Origin of the sequence: Bacillus sp. Marseille-Q3570, assembly GCF_946151055.1 — a bacterium.
GTDB lineage: Bacteria > Bacillota > Bacilli > Bacillales > Fictibacillaceae > Pseudalkalibacillus.
Map to the genome: position 1 here is coordinate 405974 of NZ_CAMGYZ010000002.1, position 20738 is coordinate 426711.

At 42.4% G+C, this 20738-nt stretch carries 18 protein-coding genes and 1 pseudogene; 6 read left to right on the forward strand and 13 right to left on the reverse strand.

Features of this window, described 5'->3' with window-relative positions; genetic code table 11:
* Positions 1-90: 90 nt before the first annotated feature.
* The 5 genes from N8M93_RS05255 to hemE all read right to left on the reverse strand — a co-directional run bounded on the left by N8M93_RS05255 (position 91) and on the right by hemE (position 6485).
* A complete protein-coding gene (locus N8M93_RS05255) occupies positions 91-1227 on the reverse strand; it encodes a CapA family protein (RefSeq protein ID WP_261130160.1) in 1137 nt (378 codons plus the stop codon).
* Between the two features lie 459 nt (positions 1228-1686).
* Positions 1687-2943: an ATP-binding protein gene (locus tag N8M93_RS05260; RefSeq protein ID WP_261130161.1), complete on the reverse strand. Its 1257-nt coding sequence runs from the start codon at positions 2941-2943 to the stop codon at positions 1687-1689.
* A gap of 153 nt (positions 2944-3096) precedes the next feature.
* On the reverse strand, positions 3097-4491 hold the full coding sequence (hemY, locus tag N8M93_RS05265) for a protoporphyrinogen oxidase (protein ID WP_261130162.1): 1395 nt from the start codon (positions 4489-4491) through the stop codon (positions 3097-3099).
* Between the two features lie 2 nt (positions 4492-4493).
* Complete coding sequence (gene hemH, locus N8M93_RS05270) at positions 4494-5432, reverse strand: ferrochelatase (protein ID WP_261130163.1); 939 nt, start codon at positions 5430-5432, stop codon at positions 4494-4496.
* A gap of 21 nt (positions 5433-5453) precedes the next feature.
* Positions 5454-6485 carry a uroporphyrinogen decarboxylase gene (hemE, locus tag N8M93_RS05275; RefSeq protein ID WP_396125369.1) on the reverse strand — a complete coding sequence of 344 codons (1032 nt, stop codon included), beginning with the start codon at positions 6483-6485 and terminating at the stop codon, positions 5454-5456.
* Between the two features lie 307 nt (positions 6486-6792).
* Between hemE and N8M93_RS05280 the strand changes: the two genes are divergently transcribed.
* The gene (locus N8M93_RS05280) at positions 6793-7497 is read left to right on the forward strand and encodes a hypothetical protein (RefSeq protein ID WP_261130165.1); all 705 of its coding nucleotides are present in this window, start codon (positions 6793-6795) and stop codon (positions 7495-7497) included.
* A 493-nt stretch (positions 7498-7990) separates the two neighbouring features.
* On the opposite strand, the gene N8M93_RS22850 is transcribed toward N8M93_RS05280, so the two are convergent.
* Positions 7991-8956 carry a methyl-accepting chemotaxis protein gene (locus N8M93_RS22850; protein WP_396125374.1) on the reverse strand — a complete coding sequence of 322 codons (966 nt, stop codon included), beginning with the start codon at positions 8954-8956 and terminating at the stop codon, positions 7991-7993.
* A pseudogene (locus tag N8M93_RS22855) lies at positions 8948-10009 on the reverse strand (cache and HAMP domain-containing protein); the annotation flags it as partial. The pseudogene N8M93_RS22855 and the gene N8M93_RS22850, both read right to left, overlap by 9 nt.
* Before the next feature lie 170 nt (positions 10010-10179).
* On the opposite strand from N8M93_RS22855, the gene N8M93_RS05290 reads away from it, so the two are divergent.
* The gene (locus N8M93_RS05290; protein ID WP_261130167.1) at positions 10180-10437 is read left to right on the forward strand and encodes a hypothetical protein; all 258 of its coding nucleotides are present in this window, start codon (positions 10180-10182) and stop codon (positions 10435-10437) included.
* 225 nt (positions 10438-10662) lie between these two features.
* On the opposite strand, the gene N8M93_RS05295 is transcribed toward N8M93_RS05290, so the two are convergent.
* The gene (locus N8M93_RS05295; RefSeq protein WP_396125370.1) at positions 10663-12798 is read right to left on the reverse strand and encodes a transglycosylase domain-containing protein; all 2136 of its coding nucleotides are present in this window, start codon (positions 12796-12798) and stop codon (positions 10663-10665) included.
* A gap of 170 nt (positions 12799-12968) precedes the next feature.
* On the opposite strand from N8M93_RS05295, the gene N8M93_RS05300 reads away from it, so the two are divergent.
* Positions 12969-13478, forward strand: coding sequence for an antibiotic biosynthesis monooxygenase (locus tag N8M93_RS05300; protein ID WP_261130168.1), 510 nt, complete (start codon positions 12969-12971; stop codon positions 13476-13478).
* A gap of 65 nt (positions 13479-13543) precedes the next feature.
* Positions 13544-14449, forward strand: coding sequence for a diacylglycerol kinase family protein (locus N8M93_RS05305; protein WP_261130169.1), 906 nt, complete (start codon positions 13544-13546; stop codon positions 14447-14449).
* Between the two features lie 55 nt (positions 14450-14504).
* Here N8M93_RS05305 and N8M93_RS05310 read toward each other — a convergent pair whose 3' ends face one another.
* Positions 14505-14840: a DUF3243 domain-containing protein gene (locus N8M93_RS05310; protein WP_261130170.1), complete on the reverse strand. Its 336-nt coding sequence runs from the start codon at positions 14838-14840 to the stop codon at positions 14505-14507.
* Complete coding sequence (locus N8M93_RS05315; RefSeq protein WP_261130172.1) at positions 14833-15360, reverse strand: type 1 glutamine amidotransferase domain-containing protein; 528 nt, start codon at positions 15358-15360, stop codon at positions 14833-14835. Before N8M93_RS05315 ends, N8M93_RS05310 begins: the two co-directional genes overlap by 8 nt.
* A 163-nt stretch (positions 15361-15523) precedes the next feature.
* On the opposite strand from N8M93_RS05315, the gene N8M93_RS05320 reads away from it, so the two are divergent.
* Both N8M93_RS05320 and N8M93_RS05325 read left to right on the forward strand, forming a co-directional pair.
* Complete coding sequence (locus tag N8M93_RS05320; RefSeq protein WP_261130174.1) at positions 15524-15958, forward strand: ferritin-like domain-containing protein; 435 nt, start codon at positions 15524-15526, stop codon at positions 15956-15958.
* Between the two features lie 214 nt (positions 15959-16172).
* Complete coding sequence (locus N8M93_RS05325; RefSeq protein WP_261130175.1) at positions 16173-17372, forward strand: M20 family metallopeptidase; 1200 nt, start codon at positions 16173-16175, stop codon at positions 17370-17372.
* 203 nt (positions 17373-17575) lie between these two features.
* Here N8M93_RS05325 and N8M93_RS05330 read toward each other — a convergent pair whose 3' ends face one another.
* Genes N8M93_RS05330 through N8M93_RS05340 form a run of 3 tightly spaced genes read right to left on the reverse strand, consistent with a single transcriptional unit; the run spans position 17576 to position 20313 of the window.
* Positions 17576-18316, reverse strand: coding sequence for an EcsC family protein (locus N8M93_RS05330; RefSeq protein ID WP_261130176.1), 741 nt, complete (start codon positions 18314-18316; stop codon positions 17576-17578).
* A gap of 18 nt (positions 18317-18334) precedes the next feature.
* Positions 18335-19573 (reverse strand): ABC transporter permease, encoded by a 1239-nt coding sequence (locus N8M93_RS05335; protein ID WP_261130177.1) that lies wholly within the window; start codon positions 19571-19573, stop codon positions 18335-18337.
* A gap of 2 nt (positions 19574-19575) precedes the next feature.
* Positions 19576-20313 (reverse strand): ABC transporter ATP-binding protein, encoded by a 738-nt coding sequence (locus N8M93_RS05340; RefSeq protein ID WP_261130178.1) that lies wholly within the window; start codon positions 20311-20313, stop codon positions 19576-19578.
* Between the last annotated feature and the right edge of the window lie 425 nt (positions 20314-20738).

The window sequence follows — 20738 nt, forward strand, 5'->3', positions numbered from 1 at the left end:
AAATAGTAGATTTGTATGATTAGAGGAAAGAAAGTATTTAATACTTTCTTAAATATAAAAGAGGGGCTGACTCAATGTCAGTCCCTCCTTCTATTCCTCAGATTCAACTTTTCCATTTTGATCGATGCGAGCATTATAAGATAGTTGGTTAAGTTTATTGATAATCGATTGGTTATATGCATCATCCATCAACGTTGGTTGATAGTTGATGATTTTAGCTGGAATAATATGAGGCTTAACCTCGTCATCGTCAAAAGAGAGATTGACAATCATCGTCTCTTGACCTTTAGGGCTTTTAGATTGAGTAAAGACAAAGTTCCCTAGACTATAAAAAATCGGAGCCCCATCATAGTATTCGATCCCCATTAATGAATGGCTATGGCTGCCGATTATTGCAGAAACACCTGCATCGATGAACTTCCGAGCCATTTCTCGGGCATAGTCTTCAGGGTAATCTGCTCTTTCTTTATTCCAATGGATATATACAATCGCATGGTCGGAATTTTCAACAGCTTTCTTTACATATTTCATCATCGGCTCATATGTATATGCAGAAGCGATTCCGGGTCGATTGGGTTGGGCAGCCCAATCCGCATATGGTAGTACCCTGCTAAGGCCAAGAATGGCGACTTTCTTTCCATTCACTGTCTTGTAATAAGCTGTAAAGGCTTCTTCTTCGTTCTTTCCTGCACCGCTATACCCTATCCCATAATTTTTCAAATGATCCATCGTATCAAATAAGGCTTCTGTACCGTAATCAAGGGTATGGTTGTTAGCGATGCTTACCATATCATATCCTGCATCTGCAAGACCTTTCAGTGTTTCCGGCTTCGAACGGAAAGCAAATAGTTTTTCTTCAGGGGTTCCTCGTGTCGATACGGAAGTTTCAAGATTCCCTATTGTAATATCTGATTTCTGAAGTATGTGTTTTACAGATTGATAGGGATAATCTACACCATGTTGATCGATTGCTGCTCCAACTCGACTATCCAAAAGGATGTCGCCTGTAAAGGAAATTGTGATTGGGTTGACTATTGCTTCAGCTGTTTTTATAGATTTTTCGGATATTTTAGTAGTAGGTTGGTTAGTGGATTTATCATTCGTCTGTTTCTGGGATTGTCTCTTGGTAGGAGGATCAACTTCAACCTCTATTGGTGCAACAGAATGAAGTGAGCAACTTGTGAGTAAAAGGACTAAAGAAACACATAAACCAAAAAATACTTTCATCCATCATTACCTTTCCTAACAAAAATTCTCAATCTATAATAATACTATATTACCGTATTTTGTAAAAATAAAGGCTTGACATTTTTGTGTTTTTGTTATTTTAGGAAAGTTTTTTAGACAAGTATTGTTATGTTTCATAAGTCCATTATTATGATGGTGGAAATATAGTTGTTTAGTATTGGGTAAGTAGCTGGGGAGACTTGCAGATTGCTCCTACTTTTCTCTTTTGTTTTCTTAATTTAAGCTCGTTTCGGGACAGGTCCGCGGCTTTTTCAGTCTTGTGTTGTCCCGTAAATGCTCGTTTCGGGACAGGTTCGTCGTTTTTTCCTGCTTTACTGTCCCAATGAAGCCTGCATAGGAACAGATGAAACAAAAAAGAATTGTTTCCATGAATGGTGATAATAACAGAGTCCTATTTTCAAAAAAGAAACGAGCTTCAATGGCTCGTTCCCTGGCTTATCATTTCTTACTTTCTGTAGCAAGAGGAAGTTTGACGGTAACAGTTGTCCCTTCATCCGGAACACTGGTGTAAAAAATCGATCCCTTCATATTATTGACTAAACGATAGGTAATCATCGTCCCTAACCCTGTTCCTTTAGTTTTTGTCGTATAGAATGGGAGGCCCACCTTTTCCAGTTCTTCCTGGGTCATTCCTTTACCGGTATCTACTATCATCAGATCGACGTAATCGGAAGTATTCTGTTGGCATCTTACATAAATCATGCCGCCCCCATCGATTGCCTCAATCCCATTTTTTATCAAGTTGATCAAGCATTGTTTCAACTGTTGTTCATCGGCTTTCACATAAAACGGTTTCGAAAGTTCTGATTTGATAATTACATTATTGAAAGCACCTAACGGAGATAGCAAGTGGGTAATATTCTCAACAACTTCTTTCAAGTTGACCTCACTTAGTTTCATTTCACTCGGTTTCACTAATGAAAGATAATCTGAAATGATTGTATTGCTCCTGTCCAGTTCATCAATCATCAAAGGAGCATGCTGTTTCAACTGCCGGTCTTCCGTATGAAGGGATAGGAATTGGATCATTCCGCGGACAGTCGTAAGAGGGTTACGAATTTCATGTGCAATTGACGCTGCCATTTGACCGACTACTGAAAGCTTTCCCAAATATATCGTCTCTTCCAACTGAAAATTGATCCTTATCAACCTGTCAATTAAGAAAATCAATAGAAAATAAGTCGAATAGAAAGCAATGAAATAAATCAGATAGAACCGGCCGGGTAAAAAATCGACATAAATAGTAAGGATGAGAACATAAAAAAGAAAGAATAAAAACCCAGCAAGCAATCCAGGCTTCCATTTCTTAAGTGCTTCATTGAACAATTGCGAGTAAGCGAAGCCGGTCAAAAGCGCAACCATCGTAATCAGCACACCGACCCAGGCGTATTCACCACCGATGCTTAGACGGCTAAAAATGATCACCAGACTGCACATCGCACCGGGAACCAGCCCCGCATAAAGGGTCACGACGATCAAAGGTACTGTCCGTAGGTCGAAAACGGTCGACCTAAAGCCATCAATCGGGTAATACATGCAGCTAAGTGCAGCTATTGAACTGATGATCCCGAAGAACAACTTTTGTTTAAAAGACGTCCCACCTTTTGCATTGAACGGATAGATTAGATTCGCAATGAAGGTTAATGAAACAATAATTGAAATGTTAACAAAGATCGGTTTTAGTAATTCGGCCATTCTATTTCCCTCTAATTAAGACGTTACGACGTTTCTTTGTCATTATAGCAGAGAACCCGTCTGACACCAAAAAAGGCTGACATCATTACGTCAGCCTTCTTTTTATAAACTTTTGTTTTTCTTGTTGAAGCATCTATACAGTGAATTATAGCCTTAATCCTTTTCTGTCAAAGACTTGATCACTTTGTCTGCTGCATTTTCTCCAGCGATTACACAATCCGGCAGCCCGATTCCATCCAGAGATGCTCCGGTGATCTGTATTCCGGGATAGTGTTTTTCCATTCGTTCATGCAATTGTTTTTTCCGTTCAAGATGCCCGACAAGATATTGCGGCATCGCTTTCTTCCATCGAGTGACGTAATAAAACTCCGGTTTCGCCTCGATCTTCATGATTTTTTGCAAGTCTGTCAATGTTTTCGAAAGGATGGTTTCATCAGATTCATCTACTATCGCTTGATCATGCTCCCTACCCACATAACACCTTAACAAGATGTATCCTGCTGGTGTGGTATGCGGCCATTTCAGGTTTGTCCATGTACAGGCCGTAATTGTAAACGGTGATTTCTTGGATATGACAAACCCTGTTCCATCAAACGACCCAGGGATTGCTGACTCAGGAAAAGCCATCGCAATTGTCGCTACTGACGTAGCAGGAACTTCACCGATCAGTTCTTTAATTTCATCGTTGAAAAATTCAGCTGCTTTCCTAGCCGGCACCGTCATGATGACTTCATCAGCCTCAATTTGTGACCCATCAGAAAGTTGCAGTGAGTATCCACTACCGGATTTGTTCAACCTATCCACTGTTTTGCCGATTTTCAACTCCACTCGACTCGTAATGGAATCTTCCAGTGCTTTCACTAAAGAAGACAGCCCCTTTTTCAAAGTCAAGAAGGCACCCTTAGAAGATTTTTCACTTTTCTTTGGCTTGGTTTGCTTCATTCCCAATATCAAGCTTCGGTACTGTGATTCGATATCCTGAAATTGAGGGAATGTCGACTCTAAACTGATTTTATCGATATTTCCTGCATAAACACCAGACAAGAGAGGTTCAATCAAGTTTTCAACTACCTCATCACCAAGTCGTCGTTTGAAGAAGGCACCAACAGACTGATCACCTTTGTGACGGCTTTTAGGTAAGACAAGATCCATCCCGGCGCGTGCTTTTCCTTTTAATGAGAACAATCCACTCGATAAGAATGGACTGATTTCCGTCGGTACGCCCATTACTGCCCCTTCCGGCATCGGATGGAGGTTTGTACCGTGAAGAATGTATGCTTGCCCTGCATGATTGTTTACAAGATCATAGTCGAGCCCGAGGCTTTCAATAAGATCCGTCATCGCTTTTTTTCGGCTCAAATAAGAATCTGGACCGCGTTCGATCACGAAATCATCATGATACTCGGTGCGTATTTTTCCGCCTAAACGGTTTTCTGCTTCGATTAGAGTCACCCTGATTGGAAGATTCTTATCTTCTATTTGGTTTTGTAAAGAAAAAGCGGCGGAAAGGCCTGTAATCCCCCCACCGACTATAACAACGTGTTTCATGCTCAATCCCGGCTTTCCAGCTTTTTCGTCACTACTCTTGCTAAGGTCTCTATGAATTCTGGTTTTGCATTCGGCATTTCAGGTCGATAATAGGATGCACCTAGTTTATCTGTCACGACTTTACATTCGTAGTCGTTATCGTACAATACCTCTAAATGCTCTGCTACAAATCCTACAGGACAGTAAATGAAATGCTTATATCCTTCCTGTTCGAATAAATCTTGCGTAAGATCCTGAACATCCGGACCGATCCATGGTTCTGGCGTGTTACCTGCACTCTGCCAGCCGATCGTGTAATGTTGAAGTCCTGCTTCTTTCGCAACCAGGTCAGCTGTTTCTTGCAGCTGCTCAGGATAAGGATCACCGATTTGGGTGATCCGCTGTGGTAAACTGTGTGCAGAAAAAATGACAATTGATCGATTGTGTTCATTTTCTGGAATCTGTTTAAAGGTTTCTTTGATATGTTCTGCCCAATAGTTGATATAACCGGGCTCGGCATACCAATCATCTACAGGTGAGATTTTCGGTCCGCCGATTCGTTCTGCCTCTTCAATTGCTCGGCCATTATAGGATTTTACAGAAAATGTTGAATAATGAGGTGCCAGGACGATGCTGATCGCTTCCTGGATCCCGTCCCTCTTCATCCCTTGAACTGCATCTTCCACAAACGGATCGATATGTTTCAATCCCAGATAAGCTTTGAACTCAATATCATCATGCATTTCATTCAGTTCGTGTTCTAATTTCTGTTTCTGTTCATCTGTTATTTTCGCAAGCGGAGAAACACCACCGATTGCTTCATAACGATCGGTCAAATCCTGAAGGTCTTCTTGGGGTGGTTTCTTCCCTCTTCTTATATGAGTATAGTATGATTCGATTTCTTCTGGGCTTCTTGGTGTGCCATAGGCCATCACCAGAACTCCTATTTTTCGATTCGTCAAAACTTTCACCCCATCTATCGGTTATTTCGAAGTATATTCGTGAACAAAAGCTGTCAGTCTTTTTAGTGTATCTGGATTAACCTCTGGGAAAACACCGTGCCCCAGATTGAAAATGAATTTGGATGATTCTGTCCCTTGATCAAGGATTTCCTTCGTTCTTTCCTCAATCACATCCCAAGGAGCTAACAGTAATGCTGGCTCAAGATTACCCTGGACAGTTTTGTCGACGCCGCGTGCACGTGCCTCTTTTATCGGCAGTCTCCAATCTAGACCAACGACATCAAGAGGAAGGTCATTCCATTCGTTTGCCAAATGGCTTGCACCGACTCCGAACATGATGAGTGGTACATTTTCCTCTTTAAGCTCTGTAAAGATCTTTTCCATCACAGGCTTAATAAACGTGCGGTAATCTGCGACATTCAATGTACCCACCCATGAATCGAAAATCTGGATTGCTTGGGCTCCCGCAGCGATTTGTGATTTTACATAACGGATCGCTGTTTCACCAAGCTTGTCCATCAATTTGAACCACGCTTCCGGTTCAGAATACATGAATGCTTTCGTTTTATAGTAGTTTTTTGATGGTCCGCCTTCAATCATATAGCTTGCAAGTGTAAAAGGTGCCCCACTGAAGCTGATCAATGGTACCGAAAGTTGTTCACGGAGTAATTTGATTGTATCTAATACATATGGGACATCTTGTGCAGGATCGATTTCCCCAAGACGTTCCACATCAGCCAAAGAGCGGATCGGATTGTCGATGACTGGACCAATTCCCGACTTGATTTCTACATCAACACCGATTGCAGGCAGTGGTGTCATAATATCTTTATACAAAATTGCCGCATCGACATTGTACTGTTCGACAGGAAGACGGGTCACTTCAGCACATAATTCAGGACGGTGCGTAATTTCAAACAGAGAATACTTTTCTTTGATTTTCCGGTATTCAGGCTGTGAACGTCCCGCCTGTCTCATGTACCAGACAGGAACATGAGATATTTCTGCTCCTCTGCATGCTTTTAAAAACTGGTCGTTAAAAACTTTTGTCATCATCAATCACCTTTCATCAGCAAAGCCTAGTGTAGCTCCGTTACATTGTTTTCATACTTATCATTGTAAAAGAAAATAAAATCAATGTCATATTATAACCATTATCACTATACTTGTTCTGCTAATCGTTGTATACTATCTCAAGCGAACTGTCATAAATTAGTCGCAAAATATATCCCTGTTTCATATGGAACGTTGTTGGGTATACTTTGAACGCTGAATGTTTTAATGGTAAGGCTAGTTACAAAAAAGCCTTATTGTAAAATTCTTTTCGTATGTTCGAAATGTTGAAAGCGAGGATCCTGAGATGACTTCATTACGTCAGGAGAGAAAGAATCGAAAAAAGAAAGTGAAAGAAACAACTGGGCCCCAGTGGTTCAAGTTAGCCTCTATTTTCTTTATTGGATACGGAATGGTATATCTGCTGGTATTCATCCGCAGATTATTCTTTTCTGATCTCACCATCGAAGACATATCAAGTCTCTATCTTTATGATTTAGAGTCTTCCTATATATTCGGTATCATAGCTGGAACGATCGTCTTCATGTTCGTTTATGGAAAGCTCCAGCTGCGCTATAAAGAGCGTCTATTGTTTGATCAGCTCCCGAATTTATTCATGATCCGTATGATTCTATATATTTGTATCTATTTCATGATCATTCTGACATTGTTAGGCATACACCTGATTTTCTCGACGTTGTTCGTTCAAACGACTGGTGGTTCATTGAGCTTATCCTATTCATTATTTTATTGGGCAGTTGTCATCCTTTTATACGAACGGTTGAAGAATTTTTTCATAATTGATAAGAAAAGTACGAAACGACTGATCATCGTACCATTCATCGTCTTCTATATAGGAGTATTGATATTTTTCAAGTTTAAACCCTCCTATCAGCTTGTTTTTCAATTCATCGGAAACGGGTTGGTCCTATTGATGTTCGGGCTTTATCTTGTTGAGAAACATCTAACAAGGCGGAAAAAGTTACAAACAGATGCACCAGAGGAAGAGTGATGATTTAATGTTTTCGTGGAAAAGTAAATACAAGAGGCTTTCCCGGGAATCAGGTAATGATACCCGGGCTTTTTTTCGTATTTTTTGTGAATTTCGCTCAATTATTATCCTTCCTCAAGTGCAAATAAAGAAAACTTGGTAAAAATGCTTTCTTCAGTATAGACGAACAATAAAATAGAATGATAGACGAAAAGCGTAGGCAACATCCGTAGACTCCTGCGGGAACAACACCAGTCGAAGACCCCGGAAGAAAGCGGTCTGTGCTTTCTGAGGAGGCTGAGGCCGTGCCCGCGGAAAGCGAAGGATGTTGGACGAAGCGGAACCTTCAAATATTGCTCAATAAAGAAAATCCGGACAAATTGTTCGGATTTTCTATTGAACAAAGTTCATTTGTCACAGCCTCCTTTGGCTTTAGCTGCACTTATACTGAAGAAAGTATTTTTTCTTCAAATGAGATAAAGGCTGCCCTAAAAAGAGTCAGCCCGATTCATATTTATTGATTTTCTTCTTGTTCTACTTTGAATTGTTTGATCAATTCAATGAGTTCACCACTTGCGGCATTCAATGCTTCCGCTGATTCCCCGACCGTATTAAGTGCACGTTGTTGTTCGTCTGTGGAAGCACTCACCTCTTCTGATGATGCAGCTGCCTGTTGAGCTACGGCTGAGATATTCTGGATTGCTTCCATTACCGAGTCTTTGTGCTCGTTCAAGCTCTTGACGTCATTTCCAATCTCAGAAATGAATTCAAGCATTTGACCTAGCGACTCCCCTAATAAAGTAAAGGCCACTTCGGTACCTTCAACAACTTTACTTTGCTCTCCAGAAATGACCTTTGTCTGGTTCATTTCCTTTCCAACACGCTTGGATTCAGTCTCAATCCCTTTCAGAATGGTTTTTACGCGTTCGGTTGCCACTGATGATTGTTCTGCCAGCTTCCGTACTTCGTTCGCTACAACAGCAAATCCCTTTCCGCTTTCCCCTGCTCTTGCTGCTTCAATGCCAGCATTCAGGGCCAATAGGTTTGTTTTCTCAGAGATTTCTGTAATGGTGGCAATGACTTCTTCTACTTCTTTTACTTTATTGTTCAAATCATTGATGACCGTTTCGACTGCTGTCAACACGTGATTGGATTCATCATTTTTCAAGCGCAGGGTCTTGATCTGATCAATTCCGTTCTTGCTTGCTGCCTCGGCATTTTTGGATATATTCATCATGGAATTGACCTGCTCGTTGATCTTTTCAATATCATCCGATAAGTCTACTGCACGTATATGTGTCGATTCGACATCAGAGGCTTGCTGGGATGAACCTTTGGCAATATCAGTCACAGCCCGGGTAACTTCCTCATTTGAAGCGATAGTTTCTTCAGCTACGGCACTGAGCCCTTCAGCTGATTCAGTTACTTGATAGGAAGAGGTTTTGACTGCTCTGATCAATTCACGCATTCGATCAATCATCGAGTTGAAATGCCTGGTCAAATCACCTAATTCGTCTTGACTGTCATTTTGTACCTTGACCGTCAGATCACCCGATTCCACCTTATTCAATTCGTCTCGCAAGCTCCGTACAGGTCTTGTAATACTTTTAGCTACAAAATAACTGGCTGCGATCGATACGAGGATAATGATCAAAGCTATGAACAAAATCGTATTGCGGATCTCTCCTGCTTCCTTCGTCAATGCAGCTTCCGGCGTGGAAGTCCCGACCTTCCATCCTGTCAGATCAATGGTGTTGAAATTGACGAAACGCTCCCCTTCCTTATCTTCCACCGTGTTCTTCTTTGAAGTGAACATCGCTTTTACATGTTCCTCTTTTTCAAGAAGATTATTCCCCTTTGAATCTGGATGGACCATTGCCAGTCCGGATTTATCAAATAGGAACGGGTAGCCGTCATAGTCGAGTTTCGTATTCGAAACGACATTCGCTAGATTTTGAAGGTTCATATCCATAGCTACCGCCCCGAGGACATTCCCTGAACTCGGATCCTTTACAATTTTTGCAGAAGTCAAAACATAGTCACCTGTTGCAGCATCCTCATATGGGTCTGTCCAGATCACTTTTGAAGTGTCTTCGAGTGCATTTTCGTACCAAGGTCTTGACGTCGGATCATAATCATCCGGAAGGTCGATTTTTGGAGTGATTTTCATTTTCTTGCTTTCACTAGCTATGTATAGGTACGCGATATTTTCATTCATCCCTAAATATTGATCGAAATCCCGTTTGACGGTCTCCCATGCCGCTTGTTCATTATCTGAATCGGCATTAGAAGACTTAAGAGCCGAAATGACCCTTTCATCGTGACTGTACCTTTCCATCGTTTGTTCGATACTGGTTAGATAAAGGCTGATGTGGTTGGACATCTGATCCACTTTCGCCTGTGTCTGAGCTTGGACATTATTCTCCATCGTACCGCTTACACGATCATATGTAAGAAAAGCTACAGATAGCAAAGATATAGATAAAATAAGAGCCATTACAAGCATAAGCTTGCTTTGTAATTTCTTGAACATATTCCCTATCCCCCTCGGTCAGTTATAAACGATCTGTCCACCTTTGTATCGACGAAACCTACTTAATCTTTAATTTGAAACCTTAAGCCAAATTTCCTATTTATCATTCAGTGCCATATCATTCGGTGCCTGGCACCATCTGAGAACCCTTGGGAGAGAAGGACTATGATTTGGTGCCTGGCACCATCCCAGAACCCTTGGGAGAGAAGGACTTTGATTTGGTGCCTGGCACCATCTGGGAACCCTTGGGAGAGAAGGGCTTTGATTTGGTGCCTGGCACAAGCGAAGCTAGAAGGGTTGATGGTAGAAAATTAGAGAACATGAGAGACCTTATTCGTCCCAAAAGCCCGTTCTTTAGAAAATTAGTGGACACCAGAGACCTTATTTGCCTAAAACCAAAGAAAATCAGCAGCGTCTTCCTCGATTAACGGAACAGTTGTCCTATAATTTTCAAGACCGGCCATTTTTGCCGCAGATAGCGGAACAGTTGTCCTCTAATTTCCAACAGGGTACTCAATTCGGCTAATTTACAGTTTTCAGACAAAAACTGGGGCTGCCCTGAAAGAAAAGCGTCAGAACCTTTCTCTCAGGACAGCCCCAGGACTCGATTTAATACATTTTGACCTTTCGTTTCACCGATAAATGCTTGTCATTTAAAATAGCGAGGATGAGACGGTGTTGGATGGTTCTCCGTCTTGTTTGGTTAGTGGATCGTATGGAACGATGAAGAAGTCTGGAAAGGTGAAGAGCTTTGGTGAGACGACTGTGTACGAGCCTTTTCCTTCTACCGTATCGATCTTCACAGCCCCTTGATCCGTGCGTATATAGATTTTATACATGAGCCGCTTATCATCCGACGGTGTCCAGTTCAGCTGGATCCCCGGGACTCCGAATCGTCCGAATGCGTATTGTGCGCTAAGATCGTCCACTTCGATCAATTCGATCGGTGGTTCCAGATCTTTGACGCCTTTTGGTTTTTTAAACGCCATGTTCTTTTGGTCCGGAATTTCATTGATGATGTTTTTGAACATGAGAGTTGCATCTGAGCTTGTCCCTGTCATGTAACGATCCTTGGTCGTCCGGTCGTAACCGATCCATACGGCTCCGACCGCATTTGGGGTATAGCCTGCAAACCAGAGATCCTTGTTCCCTCCTTCGGCTTCATCCAATGTTGTCGTTCCAGTTTTTCCAGCAAGAGAAGTGTTTACATGTCCTCTTTTACCGGTTCCTTCTTTAATAACTGACTCTAACATTTTCGTCATGAACCATGCATTCTGCTTTGAAAAGACTTTTTTCGTCTCAACCTCCGCTTTCCCGATCAATTTGCCATCACGATCGTAGATTTCTTTTACGAAAAACGGTTCAACCATTTCTCCACCATTGGCGAAGGCTGAAAATCCTCTGGTGATTTGGAGAGGGGTGACGCCTTCATCCAAACCACCTAATGCAACACCGAGTTTCCGCTCCTCAACATCCATTCCCATCTCCTGAATGTACTTCAAGGATTTTGTCAGTCCAATTTCATTTAAAAGCCAGACTGCAGGTGCATTCAAGGAGTCCTCGATCGCCTTATACATTGAGACGGATCCTTGATACTTATCATTATAATTTTCAGGTTCATACCCGTTGTATTTCAAAGGTTCGTCTTTCAATAATGAATAAGGTTCCCAATTATTCGTTTCCATCGCAGGTCCATAAACCGCCAACGGCTTGAACGTCGAACCTGGCTGACGTCTTGCATTCACCCGATTGAAACCTTGTGCAACGTAATTACGTCCACCCTGGACAGCCATTACTCCACCGGTATGTGAATCCATCAGAACAAACGCACCTTGAGGTGATTCCTTCGGATCTGAACCTCGGAAATATTTGTCCTCCTGCATCGCTTTATAGGAAGCCTGCTGAGCTTCAGGACTCATCGGAACGACGATCTTATAACCGCCTTGTAATACTTCAGTCGTCGATAGCGCATATTTTTCCTTCACTTCTTTTAGAACCATATCAATATAAGTCAGGTATGCAGGGTCTTTCTCGATACGGGATAGATCAAGCGCTACGGTCTTTCCTTGAGCCCTGACTGCTTCTTCCGCTGTAATGTAATCAAGCCTTTCCATAAGGGAAAGTACTGTATTTCTTCTATCCTTGCTTTTTTCTGGATGGGCTATCGGTGAGTACCCATTCGGCGCCTTCGGAAGTCCCGCTAACAAAGCACCCTCTTCCAAGCTCAATTCACTGACATCTTTATTGAAAAACAACTTAGAAGCTGCCTGTATACCGTATGCTCCATGACCGAAATAAATCTGGTTCAAATACATTTCAAGGATTTTCTTTTTCGTATATTTCCGCTCCAAATTAATGGCAATCGTTGCTTCTTTCGTTTTCCTCAATAACGTCTTTTCATGTGATAAAAAGATATTCTTCGCAAGCTGTTGGGTGATTGTACTGCCGCCTTCCACTCTGCTGCCTGATAGAATATCCTTGTACAAAGCACGGCTGATCGCTTGAAAATCGATTCCAGGGTGATCATAGAAACGTCTGTCTTCAACTGCGATGAACGCTTCCTGTACATGCTCAGGAACGTCTTCAATCTTAATAAGATCACGATTTTGATCATAAAGTCTTGTGATCGTGTCCCCGTCTTCATCGACGAGTGTGGAAGCTGAACTCATCACAAGATCTTTTTCATCAATTACATAGTTACCGGCAAACACAATCGCTACATAAACGAGCAAGGAACAAAGGATGACCGCCATTGCCCAGAGCGATATGCGCGTTGCTTTTTTTAACACAACGCATCAACTCCTTAAAGGGATAGGTAAGATACTTTTACCACTTTACTCAATATTTACTCGTCTTTCCATACTTTTGTTTCGTTTAGTATTTCACTTGTAAGGGTAAATCATGAATAAATCTCTCTTTGTGTATACTAAAAACGGAATAGAGAAAGGAAGATCGATTAATGAACTATCATATCACCTATGGTACTAGTGATTATTTGAAAACACTTGCAGAAAATTTCGAGGGTGAAGACGGCAGTTTCTATCTTCTTGAGGGTGCTGAAGATGCGGCGCTAATACATAAAACGGAGAAGGAAAACTTGTTTGAATCCGGCCATACCTATGAAGCGATTGAAGAAGCTGGCGGATTTGAAGGAGCGGAGTACATCGTCTTCAACAATATCCCTGTGTCTTCTGAAGGACGTCCATTATTCGAGGACCGATTCAAACAACGTGCTGGAAAGATTGAACATGAGCCTGGCTGTACTGGTATCATTATTTTGCGGCCGAAAGATTCGGAAACCTATCTCGTCTCGAGCATGTGGAAAGATGAAAGTGATTTCGAAGCTTGGAGGCAATCGTCCTCCTTCGAGAAAGCTCACAAACAAAAAGATACAAGTGAAGCCCTTCCACAAACGGTCTTCACCGGCAAACCATACATCAAATCATACAGAATCATAGATACGCCTTAAAAGGGGGCAGACCTTCATCCCCTTTTAAAATAGTTTTTAGCTATGGAAGAAAGGGGGTTTGGATTTTGAAAATAAATCGAGTCGACCTGATTGTGAATCCTAAAGCCGGAGATGAACGCCTTCATGAACAGATGGACCAGATCATCACAAGGCTCGAACATCATTTTCCGACCGTTAATGTGTTCCATACCAATAAATCGGGAGACGCAGGTCAATACATAAACGAATATGGAAAAGATGCTGATTTCATCATTGGTGCAGGTGGCGATGGGACGATCTATGAAATCATCAATGCGATAAGTCCGCTGGAAAACCGTCCTGCTTTCGGAATCATACCCGGGGGAACGTGTAATGATTTTTCCAGGGCCCTTGGATTGTCTCAAGACCCATTGATTGCAGCAGAACAACTGTGTATTCAAAAATTCAGAGAAATCGATGTCGGTAAATGCAACCACCAATACTTCCTGAACTTTTGGGGAATCGGTCTTATCACTGAAGTATCGACAAACATCAATCCTATAATGAAAGAGAATTTCGGGAGGCTGTCCTACTATTTGAGTACGCTTCAAACGCTCAGTCAAGAATACACCTTCAACTTGAAGCTCGAATCTGACCAATGTGCTTTTGAAGGGGACGCTGCCATGGTGCTCATTGGAAATGGTCCTTTTACCGGTGGGATCCGGGCATTTTTCCCTGGTTCAGATATAGAAGATGGAAAACTTGAAGTATTGATCATCGAGTCCAATCGCTTCCAAACATTTTTTGATATGCTGCGTGCCAAAGTCATGAACGAGGTACCGAACAGTGAAGACATCTTATATTTTCAAACCGACTCCCTTTCTATCGAGACGGCGCCGGTCCAGACCATCGATTGTGATGGAGAACGAGAGTATCATACTCCTTCCACGATTACGGTTTTACCCCGCCATATCCAGATGGCTGTCGGAGAATACCCTATTGAAGCCCAGTGACTATAATTTTGACACAATGAAAAAGCAGCCCACAAAGGCTGCTTTTTATCATCTATTATTCAACCATCCTCACAAGCATGTGTGCGAGCATATGCTGTTGCTCTTTATCCCCGACACTCCAAAGCTCTTTGAGTAATTTCTCTTCACGGTTCCTCGGTTCTTCATTTTCAGCCAGGTAATCAGCGACTTTTTCCGCTGTTTTCGCTAACTGCTCTTCAGACATCCCGAGCTTTTCACCGACTCTTACACGTTTTCCGAGATATTCTTTAAAGACATCGAAGTTCTGTAGGATTTGATCACGTTCTTCCTCAGGAATCCGAGCCACGGTCGATCGAACTTCACTTTCATTCAGGTTCTCATTTTTATCAACCATATGATTTCGTTCAGACATACTCTTCCACTCCTTGTTTCAAGACTTTTTTCGATTGTTCTATAAATACCGGAATGTCATCTGGTTGTCTGCTCGTAACGAGTGTGCCGCATACGACTACCGGCTCGTCAAATACATTGGCTCCGGCATGCTGCAGATCCATTTGAATTGATTTGAACCCAGTCACACTGCGGCCTTTCAATACGTTTGCTGTGATAAGGATTTGTGGACCATGGCAGATAGCAAACACAGGCTTACGTTGATAAACCATTTTCCCGGTAAACTCGACGATTCGATCATCGGCTCTTAAAATATCAGGAGAAAAGCCCCCTGGTATGAAAAGTGCGTCAAATTCGTCCGGGTCAACTTGATCGACCGTTCTATCGATGTGAACAGACACATCTCCTTGCTTGCCTTTCACTTCCTTCTTTTCAGTGCCGATGACGGTAAGCTCGTGGCCATCATCAATAAACGCTTGTGCAGGGTCTGTATACTCTACATCCTCAAACATATCGGTCATTAATACTGCGATTTTACTCATTCGTATTCACAACCTTTCCAAATCTTTGACAGTTAAATAATTCCCGAAAATAACCTGATTAAACATTCCACAATTTTGAAAACAAGTTTATTATTTCGAATCAAAGGGTACATTATATCCGTAGCTGAAAGTTGGATTATTTTTTAGAAAGGATGATCAACCAATGGATAAAGAACTACAAGAACTTATCGATGGACTAAATGAGGACCTGGCAAACGAATACGCTGCAGTCATCATGTACACATACAATGCAGCTGTCGTTTCTGGTATGTATCGTCAGGTTTTAAAACCTTTCTTTGAAGGCGAAATTTCAGATGAACAAGGTCACGCAATGTACCTTTCAGAGAAAATCAGTACATTAGGGGGCACTCCGACAACGAAGCCGGCTGAAGTGAAGCAGTTGACGGATGTCCAAGAAATGCTGAAAGAAGCACGTAAAGCTGAGAAAGAAACAATCGATCGCTATGAACAGCGTAAAAAACAAGCAGCAAATCTGAACATGACAGAACTAGTCGTCAAGCTTGAGGATCTTATCGCAGATGAAACACATCATATGGAAGAGATGGACCGTCTGTTAAGTGATCCGCGACTCTCATAATACATTTGAATTGTTTGAAAGTGATGCAAGAAGTCGGACATTGCCCCCTCGGGCAGTGTCCTTTTTTGTTTTGTTGCGGATTGCCGTCGGAAAGCGAATCTTTTAAAATCAACATTCTTAACTCCCCCTGGCAAAACCATGCATACTCAATGTTATCGTGCTATACTGTAAAAAACTGATTTTTCGTATAATTAATCCGTTGAGGAGGAGTATCATGCAACACTTTTATGAACTCGTAGATCGTCATTACAATGAGATGGTGGAGATCCGCCGCTATCTCCATGAAAATCCAGAATTGTCTTTCCAAGAGGTGAATACATCTGCTTACATAGCGAAGTTTTATGATAAACTCGGTATCCCTTATCGAGCCAATGTAGGCGGACATGGCCTCGTCGCTAAGATTGAAGGGAAAAAACCCGGTAAAACCGTTGCATTGCGTGCAGACTTTGATGCACTGCCAATCCATGAGGAGACAGACCTCCCGTTCCGTTCCAAAGTTGATGGTGTAATGCATGCATGCGGACACGATGGTCACACGGCAACTTTACTTGTTCTTGCCAAAGTCCTTAATCAATTGAAAGATGAGCTTGAAGGAAATGTCGTCCTCATCCACCAGCATGCTGAGGAATTGGTTCCTGGCGGAGCGATCACCATGATTGAAGACGGTTGCCTGGAGGATGTCGATGTCATTTACGGTGTTCATTTATGGGCGACAGATAACGTCGGTGAGGTCTATTACCGTGAAGGACCATTCATGGCGGCTGCTGATCAATTCGATGTAAAAATAATCGGCCGAGGCGGCCACGGTGCTCAGCCTCACAAGACAAAAGATTCGGTCCTGGCTGCTTCGCAATTGGTCGTTGCACTTCAGCAGATCGTTAGCCGTAATGTGGACCCTTTGGAATCCGCCGTTGTTTCAATCGGATCGTTCATCGCTGAAAATGCCTTCAATGTCATTGCTGACAGTGCTTCATTAAAAGGAACCGTACGTACATTCAGTGAAAGTGTGCGTGGAAATATTGAAGCAAGGATGGAAGAAGTGATCAAAGGAATCTGTATGTCGAGCGGAACAGACTACGAGTTCAAATACACAAGAGGCTATCCAGCTCTCGTGAACCATAAGGAACCGACAGAGCATTTGAAAAAGGTTGCCTCAGGTCTCCCTGGTGTCCTTCGTGTCAGTGAAAAAGCTGCTCAAATGGGCGGGGAAGATTTCGCGTACTACCTCGAGCACGTTCCTGGAAGCTTTGCTTATGTAGGTGCCAAAGACCCTGACGCAGTAGATGTTGCCCCTCATCATCACCCGAAATTCATGATCGATGAGCGCTCATTGCCGATTGCTGCTAAACTATTAGGCGAAGCCGCTTTAAGCCACTTGAACTACGCACCAGCAGGGAAAGTGAAAACGAACTAGATAAGTAAGGACCGATTCGCCAAGTTCATTGAGGTTGGCGGCTCGGTCTTTTTTGGAGCTAACGGACACCAGGGACCTTATTTGCTTAAATCTAACCAAAATCAGCCTTGATTTTCACAAATAGCGTCTCTCATGTCCGTTAGAATACAATAGTCTTCTTTTTCCATAACGGCTCTCATGTCCGTTACGAAAGAATCCGCAAATCACCTTTCCTCCACTTCATTCAAATACCTCATCCGATAGCAGTTCATGGCTGTATCGCCGAGTTGATCCAGAAAATTATAATTGGCGTACGCTCCGACAATTGCTCCGAAACCGGGTACCACTTGCAGCATCTTCACAAGATCGATGTGATCGCGATAGGTGATTTGGAACGTTTTCCAATCATAATCGTCATCCATTGAGGCTTTGGACGGCCACTTGTTCTTTGTCTCTTCCCAGTTTTTGATTGCCATATATGTTTCACGTCGGACCTCATCACTTGAAAAAGCAAGCAAAAACACGTGCAGCAGGAAGATCCGCTCGTGGTAATTTCGGGTATCAAATCCATAGATCCTCGCTGCTTCAAACAAAAATCTCATCTTGATACCAAGCAGCAACGGAAAATCCGCCAACCCGAGCAGAATTCCGCCCGCACCTGTCCCCGCTCCTTCAACCATTGCAGTTTTCTTGTAAGCTTTTTTCCGTTCTTGAAGCAATTCATCACGCTTTTCAAGCGCCATTCCTTCGACCGTCGGTTTTTTCGTCGTATATTCATTACCGAACAATGTCGCCTTCACCATGCTTCGGATCGCATTCGTCACAGCATTATGGACTTTTTCAGGGATCTTTTTATTGATTTGTCCCTGAACTCTCTTTGCTGCTCGCTTATATAAAGGGGACCGTTTTAAGATCATCTTTTCCCATTCTTGTAATTCCTGTTCGATCGTCTCTTTCCCGCTCATTTTCTATGCCTCATTTCATCAACGTCCCATTTCAGTAAGGATGAATCGTTTATCAAGCTGTTTGAAAAGCAAAACTCGGGTAAAAGCAAGCACCAATGTAACCCCTGTAATAAGGATGATCCCTGTCTCCACAATTGATAAATGATTGATGAAACTGCTTACTGTAAATAAAATCACTTGCGAAATCATGATACGGAAAATCAGCCGTTGGAACGTTTCGTACCGTTCCTTTTTAGAAACCGGATAGAGGTCGACCCACACTTTCATATCAAAGTGCGGCCATAATGTCGTCAATTGGATCGCTGTCATGTAAATCAAAAGTAAACTGACGCCCCATAGCAAAAATCCTGGAGGCATGATTAGCATCAGTATGATTCCGATCATGGTCAGCCGGGCATAAATGCCGAAATAGTCATTCGATCGGATAAAGGCTTTCGTATACATATAACCGTAAACCGTCTCACCTTTTCCACTCAACACTTTCAGCAACGGAGCCGCCCATGTCCGTTTACGTACCTTTCGGCTGATTTCAGGAACATCGACAAACATGTTTGCAATCCGATAAAAAAGCATGAGCGCATTTGCTTCAAGTTCTATCAAGCGATCCCATTTCAGGGTATGCTTTTGGGAGAGCGGGCGATACACTGCGACATAAAGGATCGCCATGCCAATGATCAGCACCGCCGTAATCAACCATGCTTCTCTGAAAATCGCATAGAGCGTGAATAGCACCATAAGTAGCCTGATGATGGGAAGCATTTTACGTTTCGTTCCATCTGGCACCCGTAATTCTTCCCATTTTGAAATGATATTCCATCCCGTCAAAAGCAGGATCAAGGCTAGACTTCCAAAATAGACAGCACGTTCAGAAGTGATCCGATTGAAATATAACGGTCCTAATACAAGTAATAGTACAAGAACGTTGAACGCTTGCATGACGAAGCTGTATCGTAATGATTTTTGTAGATAAGGCTTAAAACGACCTTCAACCGGAAGAAGAAAATTCGCATCTGCCGTTTTTAAAAAGGTACGGATCTTCCCTCTGCTTACAATCAGGAATACAAGAATCGTCGAAAATTCAGCAGCAGGGAAGGTTTCAGGTAAAACCTTCAGTACCTGGCCATAGTAATAGCTTCCAAGGATGATCCCGACATAGACCGAAAAAAGGAACCCGCTGTTCCCGATATAACGCAGATAGCGTACAGCCATACTCCAAAAATTGTTGGCGCGTTCCCTCCAGAGCGTTTTTACATCCATACTCAGGCACCTCTTGTTATTTGAACATATATTTCATCCAACGTCGCATTTTGCATGTTCATTTCCGACTGGATTTCCGAAAGCGTTCCATCCGCTAAAAGCTTTCCTTCATGCAAGATGATGAAACGGTCGCAATACCGCTCAGCTGTTGAAAGGATGTGTGTGGATAATAGAATTCCCGTACCGCTTTCTTTCACTTGCACAATGAGATCCAGAAAAGACTGGATACCTAGAGGGTCAAGACCTACGAATGGTTCATCGACAACAAATAATGCCGGTCGGACCAGGAATGCACACATGATCATCACTTTCTGCTTCATCCCTTTAGAAAACTGGTTCGGATACCACTTCAATTTGTTTTCCATCCGAAATTCTTTCAAAAGCGGTTCGACCCGATTCTTCAATTCCTCTTTATCGATGTCATAGGCCATCGCTGTGAGTTCAAGATGCTCCCATAACGTTAGTTCATCATATAACACCGGAGTTTCCGGAATATACGCAATCTGGGACCGGTAATGATCCGGACCTTCATTGATTGTACTGTCATTCACTTTGATCGTTCCTGCTATCGGCTCCATCAAGCCCAAAACATGCTTGATCGTCGTACTTTTACCTGCACCATTCAGTCCGATCAGTCCTACGATTTCTTTGGACTTGACATGGAAATTGAGATTATGTAGAACAGGCTGCTGCTGGCTGTAACCACCTGTCAATTGTTCGACGTACAAGACATTATTCATACTTGACCCCTTCCATGGTTCGGTTGTTATTATATTAGGCTGTTTCCTGATTGTAAAAATCGAAACAGCTTTATGCTATTTTATCAAATAAAAACGTTCCATGCTTATTGTATCAAGAATCGCTTGTATTAACTTGGACAAATTTGGAAAAGATATGAATGAAGAAGGTATCCCCCCTTCTTCAAAAGAAAAGAGAAAGAGATTGCTGTTGTGTAATCCAACTTCTATGGAGAGTGTACAAACGGCGTGATGCCATTTGTATCGTTTACGGACAACTCTTCTAAACAATGACCACTTTCCCAAGCCATTGTTCATTATCTCTTGTTTCTCTTTTCTTCTCTGACCTCTCCGGAGAGCTCTATCAATAGGATAGGGCTCTTCATTTATTTAGGCTATTTTCGCAACTTTGGTGCTCTTGCACTTAA